This is a genomic window from Nocardioides silvaticus (genome assembly GCF_003160695.1).
Lineage (GTDB): Bacteria > Actinomycetota > Actinomycetes > Propionibacteriales > Nocardioidaceae > Nocardioides > Nocardioides silvaticus.
In genome coordinates, this window is record NZ_QGDD01000009.1 from 86,751 (window position 1) to 103,644 (window position 16,894).

Consider the following 16,894-nt stretch of genomic DNA (forward strand, 5'->3'; position numbering starts at 1 on the left):
GCAGAGGTGACGCGTGACACGATCGCCCCTGTGCGGCACCGCTACGCCTGCCCGATCCGCTGGGCCGACCTCGACCTGCTCGGGCACGTCAACAACGTGCGTTACGTCGACTACCTTCAGGAGGCGCGGGTCGACCTGCTGCGCGCGCACCGCTGGTCGGGTTCGAGCGACGCCGACGCGACCGAGGACCTCGTCGACGCGATCATCGTCAGCCGCCACGAGGTCACCTACCGCGCGCCGCTCCTCTTCGGCCCTCGGCCCGTGCTCATCGAGTGCTGGGTCACCGAGCTGCGGGTCGGCTCGTTCACCCTCGCCTACGAGCTCTTCCACGAGGACGAGGCAGGGGAGCGCACCGTGTACCTCGAGGCCAGCACCGTGCTGGCGCCGTACCGCTTCGACATCGAGAGCCCGCGCCGGCTGACGCCGGAGGAGCGGGCGGCGCTGGAGGTCTACCTCGAGCCCGTCGAGAGGGAGCGCGCGAAGCGGGTGGTCGTCGACCGCGAGCGCGCCGGCCACTACCCGGTCCAGGTCCGCTTCAGCGACGTCGACGTCTACCGTCACGTCAACAACGTCGTCTACTTCGAGTACTTCCAGGAAGCGCGGATCCGGTACTTCACCGAGCTCGGGTACGGCGCGCAGGCCGGCCGTCCGCTCCAGATCGTCGTCGCGCGCTGCGACGTCGACTACCTCGCGCCGATCCTGCTCCGTCAGGACCCCTACGACTGCTGGTCGCAGGTCGCGCACGTCGGCCGGACGTCGCTGGTCATCGAGTCCGAGATCGCCGACCCTTCGACAGGCTCCGGAGGGACCCGCGACCGGGCGTTGGCGAGGGCACGCGTCGTGATCGTCTTCATCGACCCCGAGACGCAGCGGCCGACGGAGCCGCCGGCGGACTACCGGGAACGACTGACGGCGGCGCTCAACCGGGCGTGTTGATCATGAACGTCGCCGCATGGGTGACGTAGGCCCAGAACTGCGCGTCCTGCTCGGGCGTGAGGCCGGCGGCGTCGAGGCCGGCGCGGAAGTGCTTCAGCCAGCGGTCGCGGGCCTCGCTGTCGACCGGGAACGGCGCGTGCCGCATCCGCAGCCGAGGATGGCCGCGGGTCTCGGAGTAGGTCGTCGGGCCGCCCCAGTACTGGACCAGGAACAGCAGGAAGCGCTCCTCGGCCGGACCGAGGTCCTCTTCGGGGTAGAGCGGCCGGAGCACCTCGTCCTCGGCCACGCCCTCGTAGAACGTCGCGACGATCTTGCGGAAGGTCTCGAACCCGCCGATCTCCTCGTAGAACGTCTGCGCTTCGCTCACGCCTCCCATCATCCCGCGTCGGTGGTAGGACCGGCGTCGGGGCCCTGCCCCTCGGCCGCAGTACGACGGTCCTCCCGGTGCCAGACGACCCGCTGGGCGAACGGGATCTCGATGCCCTCGTGGTCGAACCGGGCCTTGATCCGCTGCCGGAGCGCACGGGCGACCCCCCACTGCTCGAGCGGTGCGGTCTTGACCATCACCCGGATCGTCACCGAGTCGGCGGCGAGCATCTCCACACCGGTGACCTCGGGCTCCTCGATGATGATGCCTTGGTAGTCCTCGTCCTCCCACAGGTCATGGGCGATCTCGCGGAGCACCTGCTGCACCCGGGCCAGGTCCTCGCCGTACCCGACGCCGACGTCGACGACCGCGCGCGACCAGTTCTTGCTCATGTTGCCGACGCGCATGATCTCGCCGTTCGGCACGAACCACACCGCGCCGTTGACGTCGCGCAGCCGGGTCATCCGCAGGGTCACGGCCTCGACCGAGCCGGTCGCCTCGCCGAGGTCGACGACGTCGCCGACGCCGTACTGGTCCTCCATGAAGATGAAGATGCCGGCGAGGAAGTCGCGGACCAGCGACTGCGCGCCGAAGCCGAGCGCGATGCCGATGATGCCGGCGCTGGCGATGATCGGTGCGATGTCCACCCCGAGCTCGCTGAGGATCATCGTGCCGACGACGGCGACCACGATGACGGTGATGATGCTCTGGAAGATCCCGGCCATCGTCTCGGCCCGCTGCGCTCGTCGCGCCGCGGTGGCGGCGTCGAGCCGCTCGGGGAGCACCCCCTTCTCGGCGCGCCGGGCGATCCGCTCGACCACCTTGTGCAGGACCCACCGCACGACGAAGCCGAGCAGGAGCAGTCCGAGGACCGCCAACGGCTTGCCGATGAGCACGTCGGCCCAGTCGGCGAAACGTTTGCTACCGGTCCAGTCGTAGACCAGGTCGCACACCTGCTCGCCGTCGGCGCAGGGAGCGGCGGCCATCGGTACAGACAGGGCTGGGGAGACCATTCCCCGAGTGTTCCAGGGTCCGCTGCGTGGATCGAACCGGCGCGGCTGTCAGGTCGAGCACACGAGCCGATATCCTCACGCACGTGACCAGCACAGTCGTACGTCGCCTGCTCCTCGCCGCGGCCCCGCTCGGGATCGCGACGGCCGCCGTCCTCCTCGCCGCCGGGCCCGCCTCGGCCGACACCCCGGAGGGGTGGCCCGAGGAGGAGTCGGTCGACATCGTCGAGGTGCTGCTGCTGTTCGGCGGCATCCCGGTGCTGGTGTTCCTGGTGATCCTCGCCTTCGTCCTCGGGCCGCCGCTGGCCCGCGGCGAGTCGATCCGCCCCGGCGGCACGCCGCTGGAGTCCCAGTGGCTCGGCGGTCCGCGCAAGGCCGCGGGCGAGCTGGCCGCGCCCGACTCGGACGAGTCGAAGGCCGGCGGCGCCGGCGGCAGCTGGTAGCCGCCGATGCCCTCCGCGTCCCTCACCAGCGCCGAGCAGGCCGCCCTCGACGCGACGATCCGGGCGGCCGAGCAGTCCTGCCGCGCCGAGTTCTCGGTGTTCGTCGGCCCGATCGAGGGCGACGACCCGCACGCGTTCGCGACCAGCCTGCACAACACGCTCGTGCTGCCCTCGCGGAGCATCCTGATCATGGTCGACCCGACGATCCGCGCGGTCGAGGTCGTCACCGGCGGGCACGTCCGCCGTACCCTCACCGACGCGGAGGCCGCGCTGGCGGTCGAGGAGATGACCCGCTCGTTCGCCGACGGCGACCTCGCCGGCGGGCTCACGCGCGGGATCCGGCTCCTCGCCGAGCACGCCCGAGCCTAGGTCGTCGAGTAGTCCGAGCCGCTAGGCGAGGGCGTATCGAGACGCCCCCACCCGAGCGCCGACCTTGCGGCCGTGGGTATCTCGCAGCCTCTCGATACGTCGCTCGCTGCGCTCGCTCTACTCCTCGACGACCGGCGCGTCCTTCGCCTGGGCGGCGAGGGCACGCGCCATGTCGGCGCGACCCTCCTTCACGAAGCGCAGCGCACCCGGGTTGACGCCGTCGGCCTCGGTGGCGAGCCACTCGTCGATCGTGGCGAGGGCGGTGTCGGAGGCGAGCACGCGCGGGAAGATGTACTCCAGCGACACCGCGGCGCGGTGCGGCCCGAGCCGGTCCCAGGCGAGCGGGGCGTCGGCGAGGTAGCGCTCGACGTACGGCGCCAGCAGCTCCTCCTGACCCGCGCGCATGAACGACAGCACGACCTGCTTGGCGGTCTCGTTCGGCACCGAACCGTCGACCATCGCCTGTTCCCAGGCGCGCTCCTTGGCCTCTGCCGTCGGCATCGCCGCGCGGGCGGCGGCCGCGTGCTCCTGGCCGGAGATGGTGTTGTCCTCGGCGAGCTCGGCGTCGATCCGTGCCTCGTCGACACGGCCGACCCGGGCCAGGTTGTTGAGCAGCGTCCAGCGCAGGTCCTGGTCGACCTCGAGACCCTCGAAGGTCAGCGACCCGTCGAGCAGCGCCTCGAGGTCGGCGATCGCCTCGTCGCTGTGGGCGGCGCCCGCGAAGCCGCGGGCGAAGGTCAGCTGGTGATCGGTGCCCGGCTCGGCGGCCTCGAGCAGCGCCCGCAGGCCCTGCTCCCACTGCGCGCGCAGCGCCGGCCGGTGGGCCGGGGCGGAGAACTGGTTGACGGCCTGGGCGGCGAAGCCCGGGAACGCGGTGAGGCCCCACGAGTCGGACTCGGCGCCGATGTTGCCGAGCACGAGCGAGACGAAGTCGCGAGCCGTCATCTCCGCGTCGCGGGTCATGTCCCAGGCGGCGCTCCAGATCAGTGCGCGGGTGAGCGAGTCGTCGCAGGCCGAGAGGCTCTCGACCGCGGTGGCGAGCGAGCGCTCGTCGAGGCGCACCTTCGCGAACGTCAGGTCGCCGTCGTTGAGGAGGAGCAGGTCGGGCTGGGTCTTGCCGACCAGCTCGGGGAGCTCGGTCTCGGCGCCCGCGATGTCGACCTCGACGTAGTCGCTGCGGACCAGCGACCCGTCGGCACCGGGGTTGTAGAAGCCGACGCCGATCCGGTGCCGGCGCAGCGTGGGCTGCTCGTCGATCGCTGTCTGGCGCACGGCGAACGTGGCGTAGGTGCCGTCGTCGGCGAGCTCGAAGACGGGGGAGATGGTGTTGACGCCGGCGGTCTGCAGCCATTCCTGCGCCCACCCGGACAGCTCACGCCCCGACGACTTCTCCAGCGCAGTCAGCAGGTCCACGAACTCGGTGTTGCTGTAGGCGTGGTCGCGGAAGTACTCCCGCAGGCCCGACAGGAACGGCTCCAGCCCGACCCAGGCCACCAGCTGCTTCAGCACCGCCGCGCCCTTGGCGTAGGTGATCATGTCGAAATTCACCTCGACCGCGTGCAGGTCGACCATGTCGGTGGCGATCGGGTGGGTGCTGGGCAGCTGGTCGGCGCGGTAGCCGCGCTGCTTGCGCATGTTGGCGAAGCCGGTCCAGGCATCGGTGTACGACGTCGCCTGGGCCTCGGCGTGGTAGCAGGCCCACTCGGCGAACGACTCGTTGAGCCAGAGGTCGTCCCACCAGCGCATCGTCACCAGGTTGCCGAACCACATGTGCGCCATCTCGTGGAGGATCACCGAGGCGCGGAACTCGTAGAAGGAGCGCGGCTGCCGCGACCGCGGGATGTACTCGTCGCGCAGGGTCACGCAGCCGGCGTTCTCCATCGCGCCCATGTTGTACTCGGGAACGTAGAGCTGGTCGTACTTCTCGAACGGGTAGGGGAAGCCGAAGGCCTCCTCGAAGAACTCGAAGCCCTGCCGGGTCAGCAGCACGAGCTCCTCGCGGTCGCGGTCGAGCTCGGCCTTGAGCGACTGGCGCGAGTAGTGGCCCATCGGGATGACGCCGTTCGGGCCCTCGTAGACGTCGTGCACCTCGTAGTAGTCACCGGCCACGACGGCGGTGATGTAGGTCGACATCCGCTTCGTGGTCGGGAACGTCCACAGTGCGACGCCGTCGGTGACCGGCGTCGGCTCGGGGGTCGGGGCGTTGGAGACGACCTTCCAGTGCGAGGGGGCGGTCACCCGGAAGTCGAAGACCGACTTGAGGTCGGGCTGCTCGAAGCACGCGAACACACGGCGGGCGTCCGGGACCTCGAACTGCGAGTAGAGGTAGACCCGGCCGTCGGCCGGGTCGACGAAGTGGTGGAGCCCCTCACCGGTGTGGGAGTAGGTGCAGTCCGCCCGCACCACCAGCGTGTTGTCGGCCTCGAGCCCGGTCAGCGGGATCCGGCTGTCGACGTGCGACGCGGGGTCGATCGCCTTCCCGTTGAGGACGATCTCGTGCACGGTCGCGTCCACCAGGTCGACCCACGTCTCGGCGCCGGGCTCGCGACAGGTGAACGCGATCGTGGAGGTCGACCCGAAGGTCTGGATGCCGCTCTGCTCGGCCTGGGTGAGGTCGAGCTCGACGGTGTACGACGTGACGTCGATCAGCGCTGCACGGGCGGTGGCCTCGTCGCGCGTGAGGTTGGTTCCGGGCATGCCCGCCATCTTCGCACCGGACGACGGATTGTCAGACATCGGGCTCGGCGCCGTACGACCCTGGCGACGGGGAGCGGCGCGAAACAACAAACATGTAATTCAGGAAAGTCAAGCGTGACACGCCTGTGGCTTATGTGTTTTTGCGGGTTTTTGTTGCGTTCTGAGGTTCGAGTGAACGAGAGTGGTCCGCATGCGCCACGGACGATCGCTCTGGCGCGGGGGGACCGCGCTGCTCACGAGCACACTGCTGGCATCCCTGATGTTCGCCGTGGGCGTCCAGCAACGGGCGGCCGACCCGGCCGCCGCCGACGAGCGCGAGCTGGCGTCGGGGTCGACGTACCTCTGCACCGGTTACAGCGGTTGCCGCAACGCCGGCTACTCCGACGCCGGCTACGGCGCCGTCAACAACCGGATGTACTGGCGCATGTACAGCGGCCACAACTGCACCAACTACGCGGCCTACCGGATGATCCAGGCCGGCATGTCGACCGAGCGCCCGTGGAGCGGGTCCGGCATGGCCTACAACTGGGGCCACGCGATGGCGCACCTGACCAACGCACGTCCGTCTGTGGGGGCTGTGGCGTGGTGGGACCGGTACGACCAGGGTGTCGGCTCGAGCGGCCACGTGGCGTACGTCGAGAAGGTGGTCTCGGCCGACGAGATCATCATCAGCGAGGACTCCTGGAGCGGCGACTTCCACTGGCGCCGGATCACCCGCGACAGCGGGCGGTGGCCGACCGGCTTCATCCACTTCGTCGACAAGGCCGTCCAGAACACCGAGCCGCCGGCGATCACCGGCACCCCGCAAGTCGGCGTCGAGCTGACCGCCACCCGCGGCAGCTGGGCCGACGGGAGCAAGCTCACGATCAGCTGGCAGTGGCTCGCCGACGGTGCGCCGGTCGCCGGGGCGACGGAGAAGAGGTTCACCCCGACCGCCGCCGAGAAGGGCAAGCAGATCACGGTCGAGGTCACCGCGAAGCGGGACGGCTACACCTCGAGCACGGTGGGCAGCCAGCCCACGGCCGCCGTCGCCCGCGGTGAGTTCACCATGGTGACGCCGCCCACCATCAGCGGCGACCCGACGGTGGACGAGGTGCTGACCGCCACGCCGGCGACCTGGTCGCCGGAGTCGGAGGACACCCTCTACCGCTGGAAGGCCGACGGGGTCCTCATCGAGGGCGCCACCAGCCCGACGCTCACGCTGACCCGCGACCTGCTCGGCAAGAAGATCGTCGTGGCCACGCACGCCCGGGCGGCCGGCTACAAGAACATGCCGGTCCGCTCGGCCACGGTCGGGCCGGTGGTCAGCGGCCAGATCGTCGCGAGCACGCCGACCACCATCAGCGGCCGGCCGCGGCTGGGCCAGGTCCTGACCGCCCAGCCGGGCACCGTCCAGCCCGCCGACGCCACCGTCGCCTACCAGTGGCTGCGCAACGCTGAGCCGGTCGAGGGCGCCACCGCGGCCACGTACGCCCTCACCTCCGCCGACCTCGGAGCGACGCTGGCGGTGCAGGTGACGCGCTCGCGGAGGAACTATGCCGACCTGGTCGAGACGGCGCGGGTCGACGGCAAGGTCGTCGCGAAGCCGACCGTCACCGTGACGCCCACGGGCAGGTCCCGCAAGGCCGTCGTGCGGGTGCAGGTCACCGTCCCCGACGTCGGCGTCCCCGGCGACGTCACCGTGAAGGTGGGTGGGAGGACGGTCACCGCCACCCTCGTGAGCGGGCAGGCGAAGGCCGTCGTGAAGGGCCTGGAACCCGGCAGCCGCACGGTCCGGGTGCAGTACGCCGGCAGCGGCTCGATCCTGCCCGCCAAGGGCAGCGCGAGCGTCCGCATCCTGCGCTGAGGTCGCGAGACGCGGAATACGGACCGTGGTCCGGGTTATTGAACCCGGTATGACCACGACCTCGGGAACCGTCCGTGACCGCGCCGACTTCTGGTTCGACCCGCTGTGTCCGTTCGCGTGGATCACCTCGCGCTGGATGCTCGAGGTCGAGAAGCTTCGTGACATCGAGGTCGAGTGGCACGTCATGTCGCTGGCCCACCTCAACGAGGACCGCGACATCCCCGACTCCTACCGCGAGATGCTGGCTCCGGCGTGGGGTCCGGTGCGGGTGCTGGTCGCCGCCGAGGAGCGGCACGGCAACGCGGCGCTGCTCCCGCTCTACACCGCGCTGGGCAACCGGATCCACCTCGAGGGCCGCGCGCTGCACGAGCAGGACGACGACGGCCGGGCGCTGGTGACCGAGGCGCTCGCCGAGGCCGGGCTCGACGCCGACCTGATCGAGGCGCTCGACGACGCGTCCTACGACCACGCGGTCGTCAAGTCCCACCACGAGGGCATGGACCAGGTCGGCGACGACGTCGGGACGCCGACCATCGCCTTCAACGGCTCGGCGTTCTTCGGCCCGGTGCTGTCGAAGGTCCCGCGGGGCGAGGACGCCGTCCGGCTCTGGGACGGCTGCGTCGCCGTCGCGTCGTTCCCGTACTTCTACGAGCTCAAGCGTTCCCGCACCGGCGACCTCGACTTCTCCTAGCGGTCCGCCGAGGTCGGCCACGGCTTCATGCGCGCGAACATGACGGCCGACAAGCGCGGCGGCGCGTTCGGCCCCGAGGTCGAGTTCCCCGCCGACGCGGCGCCGTACGACGCGCTCGCGGCCTTCGCCGGTCGTCGGGTCCCTCATCCTGACGGCCTCCCTGACACTCCCGGCCGGGCCGGTTCCGCGGGTTCGGCCGCGGGATGACCCATGCTGAATTGTCATGCGGATCTCGGACCTGGCTCTCCGGCGCCGTGACGTGGCGCGCCTCGCGACCGGACTGACAGCAGCGGCGGGGGTCGTCGCCGCGACCCGCACGGGTCCGGCCGGTGCCGTCGTCGACGGCCGGCACCGGCTGCGCCGGCACCCGGACGGCGTCGACGCGCTCGACCTGCCGCTCGGCACGCTGCCCGGCCTGGCCCGCCGGGCCGACGGCTTCCGGACTCCTGTGGTCGAGACCGACCGGTTCACCGCCCTCGGCGTCACCTGGCGCCGCGGCCGCGGCCGGGTCCGCGCCCGGTGGCGGCTGGAGTCCGGCGGCTGGACCGAGTGGCGCACGCTGCCCCGGCTCACGCACGGCCCGGACCCGCGGTCGCGCGAGGGCGTCCGCGCCCGGGCGGCGACCGACCTGGTGTGGACCGGGCCGAGCACCGCCATCCAGGTCGAGATGAGCGGCGACCAGCGGGGCCCGGTCCTCGCGCTGTTGCGGCCACGACGCCGGGCCGCCGACCGCTCGGTCGGGCAGCACCGATCCGCTGCCCCGGACCTGGTGGTCGCGCGCGAGCGCGGCGAGGTCCCGATGCCGGGGCTGCTCTTCCGCAAGGCATGGAGCCCGAACCCGCGGCTGCGCAACGGCCGCCCCCGCTACAACGAGCGGATCCGGCAGGTGCACGTGCACCACACGGTCAACAGCAACGACTACGGCCGGGCCGACGTGCCGGCGATGATCCGGGCGATGTACCGCTACCACACGGTCAACCTGGGCTGGTCCGACATCGGCTACAACTTCCTCGTCGACAGGTTCGGCCGGCTGTGGGAGGGCCGTGCCGGCGGACCGAGGCGGGCGGTGCGCGGCGCACACACGCTGGGCTTCAACCACGCGTCGGTCGGCGTCGCCGCGATCGGCAACTTCGAGTCGGGCCGGGTGCGCAAGCCGATGATCCGCGCACTGGTCCGGGTCGCCGCCTGGAAGCTCGACGGCGCCGGGGACCCGCGGCGCACGGTCTGGGTCCGGTCCGAGGGCAGCGACCGGTTCCGCGACGGCCGGCTGGTCGAGCTGCCGACGATCGACGGCCACCGCGACACCAACGAGACCGCCTGCCCGGGCGGCGCTCTCTACCGGGCGCTGCCGATGGTGCGGCGTCGCACGGCGAGGAGGATCCGCGAGTTCCGTCGCGGGTAACCGGTTCGTCGGAGCGCCGTCCGCGTCCCTAGGATTCGACCATGAGTCGAGTCCTGTCCTTCACCGCCTGGCCGTACGCCAACGGCCCGCGGCACATCGGTCACGTGGCCGGTGTGTACGTGCCTGCCGACATCTTCAGCCGGTACAACCGGATGGTCGGGCACGACGTGGTGATGGCCTCCGGCTCCGACGAGCACGGCACCCCGATCCTCATCGCGGCCGACGAGGCGGGGCTGAGCCCGCAGGAGCTCGCGGACCAGAACCACCGGCTCATCGTCGAGGACTTCACCGCGCTCGGCATCACCTACGACCTCTACACGCGGACCACCACCCGCAACCACGAGGCCGTCGTCCAGGAGCTGTTCCTCGGCGTCTTCGAGAACGGCTACTTCCTCGAGCAGACCACCTTCGGCGCGATCTCGCCGTCGACCGGTCGCACCCTGCCGGATCGCTACATCGAGGGCACCTGCCCGATCTGCGGCTACGAGGGCGCGCGCGGCGACCAGTGCGACAACTGCGGCAACCAGCTCGACCCGCAGGACCTGAAGAACCCGCGCAGCCGCATCAACGGCGAGACGCCGGAGTTCGTCGAGACCCAGCACTTCTTCCTCGACCTGCCTGCTCTCGCCGAGGCGCTGGGCGAGTGGCTGGACGGACGGGAGGCGAGCGGGCTCTGGCGGACGAACGTGATCCGCTTCTCTAAGAACATCCTGGAGGAGATCCGCCCGCGGGCGATGACGCGCGACATCGACTGGGGCATCACCATCCCGCTCGACGGCTGGCGCGACAACCCGACGAAGAAGCTCTACGTCTGGTTCGACGCCGTCATCGGCTACCTGTCCGCGACCATCGAGTGGGCGCGCCGCACCGGCGATCCCGAGCGCTGGCGGGAGTGGTGGACCGACCCGGAGGCGCTGTCCTACTACTTCATGGGCAAGGACAACATCACCTTCCACTCCCAGATCTGGCCGGCCGAGCTGCTCGCCTACAACGGCAAGGGCGACCGGGGCGGGAGCCCGCGGCAGTACGGCGAGCTCAACCTCCCGACCGAGGTGGTCAGCTCGGAGTACCTCACGATGGAGGGAAGGAAGTTCTCCTCCTCCAAGAAGGTCGTCATCTACGTCCGCGACCTGGTGAGCCGCTACCAGGTCGACGCGTTCCGGTACTTCGTCGCCGCTGCCGGCCCGGAGAACCAGGACAGCGACTTCACCTGGGCCGAGTTCGTGCGGCGCACCAACGACGAGCTGGTCGCGGGCTGGGGCAACCTGGTCAACCGCACCGCGAACCTGATCCACAAGAACTTCGGGGAGATCCCGGCCGCCGGCAAGCTCACCGACGCCGACCGCGCACTGCTGGACGCCACCCAGGACACCTTCACCACCGTCGGCGACCTCATCGGCCGCAACCGGATGCGGCAGGCGATCAACGAGGCGATGCGGGCGGTCGGCGAGGTCAACAAGTACGTCTCCGACCACGAGCCTTGGAAGCTCAAGGGTGAGGACGAGCGCGAACGCCTCGGGACGATCCTGCACGTCGCCGCACAGTGCGTGTCCGACCTCAACCTGGTGCTGTCGCCGTTCCTCCCGTTCTCCGCGAACGAGGTCGACAAGGCGCTGGGCGGGTCGGGCGCGGTCGCCCCGATGCCGCGGATCGAGGAGGTCGACGACCTCGACGGCGGTGCGCCGTACCCGATCATCACGGGCGAGTACTCCGACTTCCCCGCCTGGCGGCGCCACCCGGTCGAGCCGGGGTCCGCCGTCGCCAAGCCGACCCCGATCTTCACCAAGCTCGATCCGTCGGTGGTCGACGAGGAGCTCGCACGCCTCGGAGGTTGAGCCGGCCGAGGCGGGGCGGTCAGGGGTGGAGGGTGGACCCCTTCACGATCTTGTCCACGGCGTTCTTCGGTCCGTGCACGGCGATGCCGACCAGGTCCAGGTCGGCGCCGGGCACGGCGGCCACCGTCGCCCGGTTGGCTGCGTCGTGGCCGGTGCGGAACATGTCGGAGGTGTAGACGGCGAGCGCGAGCTCGCGCCGTACTGCCCGCTCCCGCGCCGCGGTGAGGCTCTCCTTCGTCCCCTGGAACACCAGCACCGGCATCCCGAGCAGGGCGAGGTACGGCGTCCCGTCGGCGTCCGCGTAGGGCTCACCGACGAGCAACGGGTTGCCCGCCGCGATGCCGCTGGCGAGGAACGCGGTCACGTTGAGCCGCTGCCAGGTCTCGAGGTCGTCGCGGACCACGATCGCGATCTTGGTGTCGAACGGCGGCGTGAGTCGGTCGTCGAGGTCGGGGTGCGTCACCTCCCCAGCATCGGGCTCGCGACCCGGTCCGGTCTTGTACGTTCCTGACATGGAGCCGGCAGCGCGGATCCGCGCGTGGCGGCCCGGTGTGCCGGGTGTCGCCGAGGTGCTCCACGCCCGGTTCTCCGAGCACGCCTACCCGAAGCACACCCACGACACCTGGACGGTGCTCGTCGTGGAGTCGGGGACCATCCGCTACGAGCTCGACCACCACGAGCACGGCGTACGACGCCCGCTGGTGACCGTGCTGCCGCCGCACGTCGCGCACGACGGGCGCGCGGCGACGCCGGACGGGTTCGTGAAACGGGTGCTCTACCTCGAGCAGGGCCGGCTCGACGTCGACCTCGTCGGCCGCGCCGTCGACCACCCCGGCTGGGCGGACCCGGCCCTGCGCTCGGAGGTGGACCTGGTGCACCGCGCGCTCGCGCACCCCGGCGACGAGCTCGAGGCGGAGTCCCGCCTGGCGCTGGTGACCGAGCGGCTGGCGCGTCACCTCGCGCGCGACGCGGTCCACGTCGAGACGCCCCGGGCCCCGGCCCTGGTCGCCCGGCTCCGCGAGCTGCTCGACGCGCATGCCGTCGAGGGGATCACGCTCGAGCAGGCCGCGGGGGTGCTCGACGCCAGCCCCACCCACCTGGTGCGGGCGTTCCGCCGCGAGACCGGGATCCCGCCGCACCGCTACCTGGTCGGTCGCCGTCTCGACGCGGCCCGCCGCCGGTTGCTCCGGGGGGACCGGCCGGTCGACGTCGCGGCCGCGACGGGCTTCTACGACCAGGCTCACCTGACCCGGCACTTCCGCCAGCTGCTGGGCGTGACGCCCGGGGAGTACGTCGCCTCGGCCCGCGCCTGACGCCGCACCGGTCCGTCAGGCCTCGTTGCCCTCCTCGTCGTCCGCGGACCGCGCCGGCCGCCCGGGCCGCCGCATGGTCTGCACGACGGCGGGCAGCCGGCCGGCGTCCGCGAGCGCGGCGCGCAGCAGGAACTCGACCTGCGCGTTGGTGCTGCGCAGCTCGTCGGCCGCCCAGCGGGCGAGCGCGTCGTGCACCGCCGGGTCGAGGCGGAGCAGCACCTGCTTGCGTTCGGGTCGGGTCATGACGGGGCTCAGGTGTAGAGCGACCCCGTGTTGACGACCGGTTGGGTGTCGCGGTCGCCGCAGAGCACGACGAGCAGGTTGCTGACCATCGCGGCCTTGCGCTCCTCGTCGAGGTCGACGACGTCCTGCTCGGCGAGGCGCTGCAGCGCCAGCTGCACCATGCCGACGGCGCCCTCGACGATGCGCTGGCGGGCGGCGACGACGGCGCTGGCCTGCTGGCGGCGCAGCATCGCCTGGGCGATCTCGGGGGCGTAGGCCAGGTTGGTCAGCCGCGACTCGATGACCCGGACGCCGGCTGAGGCGACCCGGTTGCCGATCTCGGTCGCGAGCCGCTCGGTGATCTCGTCGGCGTTGTCGCGCAGCGAGAGCTGGTCCTCGCCGTGGGCGTCGTAGGGATAGCTGCTCGCGATGTGGCGGACGGCGGTGTCGGTCTGGATCGACACGAACTCCTCGAAGTCGTCGACCTCGAAGACCGCGGCAGCGGTGTCCTCCACCTGCCACACGACGACCGCGGCCAGGTGGATCGGGTTGCCGTCGGCGTCGTTGACCTTGGTGCCGCCGGTCTCGTGGTTGCGGATCCGGGTGGAGATCCTGCGTCGGGTGGTGAACGGGTTGACCCACTGCAGGCCCGGTTCGCGGATGGTGCCGGTGTAGCGACCGAGGAACTGAAGGACGCGTGCCTGGTTGGGTGCGACGACCGTCAGGCCGCCGAGGCACAGAGCAGCCAGGACGAGGCACGCCACGAGGGCCGGGACGATCAGCCCCGCCTCGGCCTCGTCAGCGGCGCCGAGCACGAGCAGGCCCACGGCGGCGAGTCCTGGGATGAGCGCGAGCCCGAGCATCGTCAGGCCGGGCAGGGTGCGGGCGGGGCGCTCGGTGAGGGGCATGGGGACTCCTTCGTCGGATCTCGGCTCCGCTTGTTCGGGCCTGGTCGGACTCTATCAAAGTGATATCAGTTTTGCGTCACCTCCTTCCGCCCGTAGTCTCCGCAGGCATGACCCTCGCGTTCCTGCTCACCTCGCTGGTGATCGTCGCGACGCCGGGCACGGGCGCGCTCTACACGATCGCGGCCGGTCTCACCCGTGGCACGAGGGCGAGCGTCCTGGCGGCGTTCGCCTGCACGCTCGGCACGGTGCCGCACCTGGTGGCGGCCGTGACCGGCCTCGCCGCCCTGCTGCACGCGAGCGGTGTCGCCTTCGCCCTCCTCAAGTACGCCGGGGTCGCCTACCTGCTCTACATGGCCTGGGCCACCTGGCAGGACCGCGGTGCGCTGACGGTCGACGACGACGCGACAGCCGATCGACGATCGTTCTGGAGCGTGCTCGGTGCCGGCATCACCCTCAACCTGCTCAACCCGAAGCTCACGATCTTCTTCTTCGCCTTCCTCCCGCAGTTCGTCCCGGCCGGTGGCGGCGCGGTGCCCGCCATGCTCGGCCTGAGCGCGGTCTTCATGGCGATGACGTTCGTCGTGTTCGCGGCGTACGGCGTCTTCGCGGCGGCCGTCCGCGACCACGTGCTCCGCCGGCCGCGGGTGGTCGCGGGCATGCGCAAGGTCTTCGCCGTCACCTTCGCCGCACTCGCGGGCCGGCTGGCGGTCGAGTCCCGCTGAGGTCCGGGTCAGCCCACGATCGCGTCGTAGGTCGCCGGCTCGACCTCGAGCTCGGCCATCCGCGCGGTGTAGGCGCGGTAGGCGCGGCGGGCCTCGCCGTGCCGCCGGGCACCGGCGAGCACGCGGACCAGGCCGTGGTGGGACGGCTCGTCGTAGGGGTCGTCGGCGATGACCGACATCAGCCAGCCGACGGCCGGCTCCGTGCTGCCGGCCGCAACCAGCCGGTCCGCGAGCGTGCGCTTCACCTCGACGGCGAGCCGGAGCAGGTCGTCGCGGATCTCGTCGGCCCACTCGTCGGCGGTCTCGTCGGCGAGGAACGGCGCGGGGTGCAGCGAGGCCGCCGCCTGCAGGAGGGGTACGGCGTCCGCCGATCTCTCGCGGGCCGCTTCGAGCGCGGCCTTGGCGAGCCGCTCGAACTCGACGATGTCGATGCTGACGGTCGCCGGGTCGAGGCGCGCGTTGCTCCGGTCCGAGGCCAGGTAGCGGTCGGCGTCGTGCTGGCGGCCGGGGTCGAGCACCGCCCGGGCCGTCGACAGCGCGACCGACAGCCGGCCCGAGGTGTCGCGCACGCCCGGCCACAGCAGCTCGGCGAGGGCTGCCCGGCTCATCGCACGGCCCCGCCGCCCGGCCAGCACCTGCACCAGCTGCCGGCTCTTGCGTGACGGCCACTCCGACGCCGGCACCGGGGACCCGCCGACGGAGACCGCGAACGTCCCGAACGTGCGGATCGCGACCTCGGGCGCGGCGGCCGCGCCCAGCACGTGCAGCGGGCCGGCGATCCGGTCGGCGTCGGCCCGTACCCCGAGCGCCTGGAGCGCCTGCCGCCCGGCTTCCTCCGCCCCTCGGTCCCCGGACAGACGGGCGGTGACGATCCGGTTGACGGCGGTGCGGATCGCGCTGCCGACCTCGCGCCACGCGTCCGCCGCCTCGGCCAGCTGGCCGAGCGGGTCGCGGGTCTCGCCGGTGGCGGCCCAGCGGGTCAACGCACGGAGCTCGATGGCGTCGGCAAGCTCGGCCAGCTGGTCGCGGCGCCCGGCCTCGGACAGCGCCCGCGCCGCCCACATCTCGGCCGCCTCGAGGTCTCCCTGGCCGAGCGCGATCCAGCCGGCCGCGCGCAGGGGGATGACGTCGCCGACCGTGTGCGGCTGGTCGAGCGCCCGCTTGGCATGGGCGTGCGAGGCAGTCGGGTCGTCGGCGACGACGGTCTCGGCGAGGCCGGCCAGCGCCGGACCCAGGACCTGGGCATTGCCCGCGGACTCGGCCCGCTCGAGAGCCTCGAGGTACTTCGCGTGCGCCCGGGTCGCGTTGCCGCGCACCCGGTGGGCGTCGGCCTCCAGCAGCAGGGCGAACGCCAGCAGGTGGGTCGCCTCGGCGGACCGGAACTGGTCGGTCGCGATCGTGATCTCGCCGACCGCCTCCTCGAGCCGGCCCAGCCCGAGCAGCGCCTCGGCCCGGTTGACGCTGACCATCGCGCCGGCCAGGCCGACGGCATGGTCCTCGGCGACCGCGACGGCGTGGTCGAGCTCGTCGAGCGCTTGCTGGAACCGCCCGGCCTCCACGTGCCGCGAGCCGAGGTTGTTGCGCACCCGCACGACGGTGACCACGTCGCCGGCCCGCTCGGCATGTGCGAGCGCGCGCTCGTAGGCGAGCAGGTTCGCCGTACGGTCGCCGGCGTGGGCCTGGACCAGCCCGTTGGCCACCCAGGCCGCGCCGATCGCGCCGTCGTCGCCGCACTCCTGGGCGGCGATCATGGCCTCGTCCGCCACCCGCCGGCCGTCCTCGGCGTTCCCCTGTGCCCACAGCACCGAGGCGTAGCCGCCGAGGAACCGCGCCCGGTCGACCGGGTCGGGGCCTGGATCGGCGAGAGCGGCCTGGAACCACGCCATCGCGTTCGGGTACTCCCCGCGGTAGTGGTGCGCCGCACCGAACCGCCACGCGGCCGCCATCGACAACACGCCACCGCCGGAGAGGACGTCAGCGAGCAAGGCCGCCCCGCGGTCCAACAGGTCGCGCCGGGTCCCGCCCACCAGCTCGTCCCCGTGGGCGTGCGCCAGGGCGACGGCAGCCGCCGCGGCCGCCGCCGAGATCTCGACGCTGGAGCGCTTCTCGGGCACGACAACCCGTCCCGTTCTT

17 protein-coding genes are annotated in these 16,894 nt (G+C 71.8%); 10 read left to right on the forward strand and 7 right to left on the reverse strand.

What is annotated here, in order from left to right; translation table 11 throughout:
- Nucleotides 1-6: 6 nt before the first annotated feature.
- Nucleotides 7-936 carry an acyl-CoA thioesterase gene (locus DJ010_RS18005; RefSeq protein WP_245927678.1) on the forward strand — a complete coding sequence of 310 codons (930 nt, stop codon included), beginning with the start codon at nucleotides 7-9 and terminating at the stop codon, nucleotides 934-936.
- Here the strand turns inward: DJ010_RS18005 and DJ010_RS18010 are convergent.
- Both DJ010_RS18010 and DJ010_RS18015 read right to left on the reverse strand, forming a co-directional pair.
- Nucleotides 920-1,303 carry a globin gene (locus DJ010_RS18010; RefSeq protein WP_342769511.1) on the reverse strand — a complete coding sequence of 128 codons (384 nt, stop codon included), beginning with the start codon at nucleotides 1,301-1,303 and terminating at the stop codon, nucleotides 920-922. The genes DJ010_RS18005 and DJ010_RS18010 overlap by 17 nt on opposite strands.
- A gap of 8 nt (nucleotides 1,304-1,311) precedes the next feature.
- Nucleotides 1,312-2,289, reverse strand: a complete 978-nt coding sequence (locus DJ010_RS18015; protein ID WP_109696329.1) for a mechanosensitive ion channel family protein — start codon at nucleotides 2,287-2,289, stop codon at nucleotides 1,312-1,314.
- Nucleotides 2,290-2,399: 110 nt separating this feature from the next.
- Here DJ010_RS18015 and DJ010_RS18020 point away from each other — a divergent pair, with 110 nt between their 5' ends.
- Both DJ010_RS18020 and DJ010_RS18025 read left to right on the forward strand, forming a co-directional pair.
- Nucleotides 2,400-2,756, forward strand: a complete 357-nt coding sequence (locus DJ010_RS18020; protein WP_109696331.1) for a hypothetical protein — start codon at nucleotides 2,400-2,402, stop codon at nucleotides 2,754-2,756.
- 6 nt (nucleotides 2,757-2,762) lie between these two features.
- Nucleotides 2,763-3,125 (forward strand): DUF5130 family protein, encoded by a 363-nt coding sequence (locus tag DJ010_RS18025; RefSeq protein ID WP_109696333.1) that lies wholly within the window; start codon nucleotides 2,763-2,765, stop codon nucleotides 3,123-3,125.
- A gap of 117 nt (nucleotides 3,126-3,242) precedes the next feature.
- Here the strand turns inward: DJ010_RS18025 and pepN are convergent, their stop codons facing one another.
- A complete protein-coding gene (pepN, locus tag DJ010_RS18030; RefSeq protein WP_109696622.1) occupies nucleotides 3,243-5,822 on the reverse strand; it encodes an aminopeptidase N in 2,580 nt (859 codons plus the stop codon).
- 190 nt (nucleotides 5,823-6,012) lie between these two features.
- On the opposite strand from pepN, the gene DJ010_RS18035 reads away from it, so the two are divergent.
- The 5 genes from DJ010_RS18035 to metG are packed head-to-tail and all read left to right on the forward strand — an operon-like array spanning nucleotide 6,013 to nucleotide 11,596.
- Nucleotides 6,013-7,668 carry a CHAP domain-containing protein gene (locus DJ010_RS18035; RefSeq protein WP_109696335.1) on the forward strand — a complete coding sequence of 552 codons (1,656 nt, stop codon included), beginning with the start codon at nucleotides 6,013-6,015 and terminating at the stop codon, nucleotides 7,666-7,668.
- A 49-nt stretch (nucleotides 7,669-7,717) separates the two neighbouring features.
- Nucleotides 7,718-8,359, forward strand: a complete 642-nt coding sequence (locus DJ010_RS18040) for a mycothiol-dependent nitroreductase Rv2466c family protein (protein WP_109696337.1) — start codon at nucleotides 7,718-7,720, stop codon at nucleotides 8,357-8,359.
- A gap of 39 nt (nucleotides 8,360-8,398) precedes the next feature.
- Entirely contained in the window at nucleotides 8,399-8,566 is a 168-nt protein-coding gene (locus DJ010_RS22140) for a hypothetical protein (RefSeq protein WP_158283058.1), read from the forward strand.
- A 16-nt stretch (nucleotides 8,567-8,582) separates the two neighbouring features.
- Nucleotides 8,583-9,761: an N-acetylmuramoyl-L-alanine amidase gene (locus DJ010_RS18050; RefSeq protein WP_109696340.1), complete on the forward strand. Its 1,179-nt coding sequence runs from the start codon at nucleotides 8,583-8,585 to the stop codon at nucleotides 9,759-9,761.
- A 41-nt stretch (nucleotides 9,762-9,802) separates the two neighbouring features.
- Nucleotides 9,803-11,596 (forward strand): methionine--tRNA ligase, encoded by a 1,794-nt coding sequence (gene metG / locus DJ010_RS18055; RefSeq protein ID WP_109696342.1) that lies wholly within the window; start codon nucleotides 9,803-9,805, stop codon nucleotides 11,594-11,596.
- A 19-nt stretch (nucleotides 11,597-11,615) separates the two neighbouring features.
- Here metG and DJ010_RS18060 read toward each other — a convergent pair whose 3' ends face one another.
- Complete coding sequence (locus DJ010_RS18060) at nucleotides 11,616-12,059, reverse strand: DUF2000 domain-containing protein (RefSeq protein ID WP_245927680.1); 444 nt, start codon at nucleotides 12,057-12,059, stop codon at nucleotides 11,616-11,618.
- Between the two features lie 49 nt (nucleotides 12,060-12,108).
- Between DJ010_RS18060 and DJ010_RS18065 the strand changes: the two genes are divergently transcribed.
- Entirely contained in the window at nucleotides 12,109-12,909 is an 801-nt protein-coding gene (locus tag DJ010_RS18065) for a helix-turn-helix transcriptional regulator (RefSeq protein WP_109696346.1), read from the forward strand.
- Between the two features lie 15 nt (nucleotides 12,910-12,924).
- Here DJ010_RS18065 and DJ010_RS18070 read toward each other — a convergent pair whose 3' ends face one another.
- Together DJ010_RS18070 and DJ010_RS18075 are read right to left on the reverse strand one after the other, a co-directional pair.
- The gene (locus DJ010_RS18070; protein WP_109696348.1) at nucleotides 12,925-13,152 is read right to left on the reverse strand and encodes a type II toxin-antitoxin system antitoxin; all 228 of its coding nucleotides are present in this window, start codon (nucleotides 13,150-13,152) and stop codon (nucleotides 12,925-12,927) included.
- 8 nt (nucleotides 13,153-13,160) lie between these two features.
- Complete coding sequence (locus tag DJ010_RS18075; protein ID WP_109696351.1) at nucleotides 13,161-14,039, reverse strand: SPFH domain-containing protein; 879 nt, start codon at nucleotides 14,037-14,039, stop codon at nucleotides 13,161-13,163.
- A gap of 107 nt (nucleotides 14,040-14,146) precedes the next feature.
- Between DJ010_RS18075 and DJ010_RS18080 the strand changes: the two genes are divergently transcribed.
- The gene (locus DJ010_RS18080; protein ID WP_109696353.1) at nucleotides 14,147-14,761 is read left to right on the forward strand and encodes a LysE family translocator; all 615 of its coding nucleotides are present in this window, start codon (nucleotides 14,147-14,149) and stop codon (nucleotides 14,759-14,761) included.
- Between the two features lie 8 nt (nucleotides 14,762-14,769).
- On the opposite strand, the gene DJ010_RS18085 is transcribed toward DJ010_RS18080, so the two are convergent.
- Nucleotides 14,770-16,875: an AfsR/SARP family transcriptional regulator gene (locus DJ010_RS18085; protein WP_109696355.1), complete on the reverse strand. Its 2,106-nt coding sequence runs from the start codon at nucleotides 16,873-16,875 to the stop codon at nucleotides 14,770-14,772.
- Nucleotides 16,876-16,894 lie beyond the last annotated feature (19 nt).

Bases quoted from the DNA above. Each gene is read 5' to 3' on its own strand.
- DJ010_RS18015 (WP_109696329.1), bottom strand. From the start codon at position 2,289: ATGGCCGCCGCTCCCTGCGCCGACGGCGAGCAGGTGTGCGACCTGGTC.
- DJ010_RS18025 (WP_109696333.1), top strand. From the start codon at position 2,763: ATGCCCTCCGCGTCCCTCACCAGCGCCGAGCAGGCCGCCCTCGACGCG.
- pepN (WP_109696622.1), bottom strand. From the start codon at position 5,822: ATGCCCGGAACCAACCTCACGCGCGACGAGGCCACCGCCCGTGCAGCG.
- DJ010_RS18035 (WP_109696335.1), top strand. From the start codon at position 6,013: ATGCGCCACGGACGATCGCTCTGGCGCGGGGGGACCGCGCTGCTCACG.
- DJ010_RS18040 (WP_109696337.1), top strand. From the start codon at position 7,718: ATGACCACGACCTCGGGAACCGTCCGTGACCGCGCCGACTTCTGGTTC.
- DJ010_RS22140 (WP_158283058.1), top strand. From the start codon at position 8,399: ATGACGGCCGACAAGCGCGGCGGCGCGTTCGGCCCCGAGGTCGAGTTC.
- DJ010_RS18050 (WP_109696340.1), top strand. From the start codon at position 8,583: ATGCGGATCTCGGACCTGGCTCTCCGGCGCCGTGACGTGGCGCGCCTC.
- metG (WP_109696342.1), top strand. From the start codon at position 9,803: ATGAGTCGAGTCCTGTCCTTCACCGCCTGGCCGTACGCCAACGGCCCG.
- DJ010_RS18065 (WP_109696346.1), top strand. From the start codon at position 12,109: ATGGAGCCGGCAGCGCGGATCCGCGCGTGGCGGCCCGGTGTGCCGGGT.
- DJ010_RS18070 (WP_109696348.1), bottom strand. From the start codon at position 13,152: ATGACCCGACCCGAACGCAAGCAGGTGCTGCTCCGCCTCGACCCGGCG.
- DJ010_RS18075 (WP_109696351.1), bottom strand. From the start codon at position 14,039: ATGCCCCTCACCGAGCGCCCCGCCCGCACCCTGCCCGGCCTGACGATG.
- DJ010_RS18080 (WP_109696353.1), top strand. From the start codon at position 14,147: ATGACCCTCGCGTTCCTGCTCACCTCGCTGGTGATCGTCGCGACGCCG.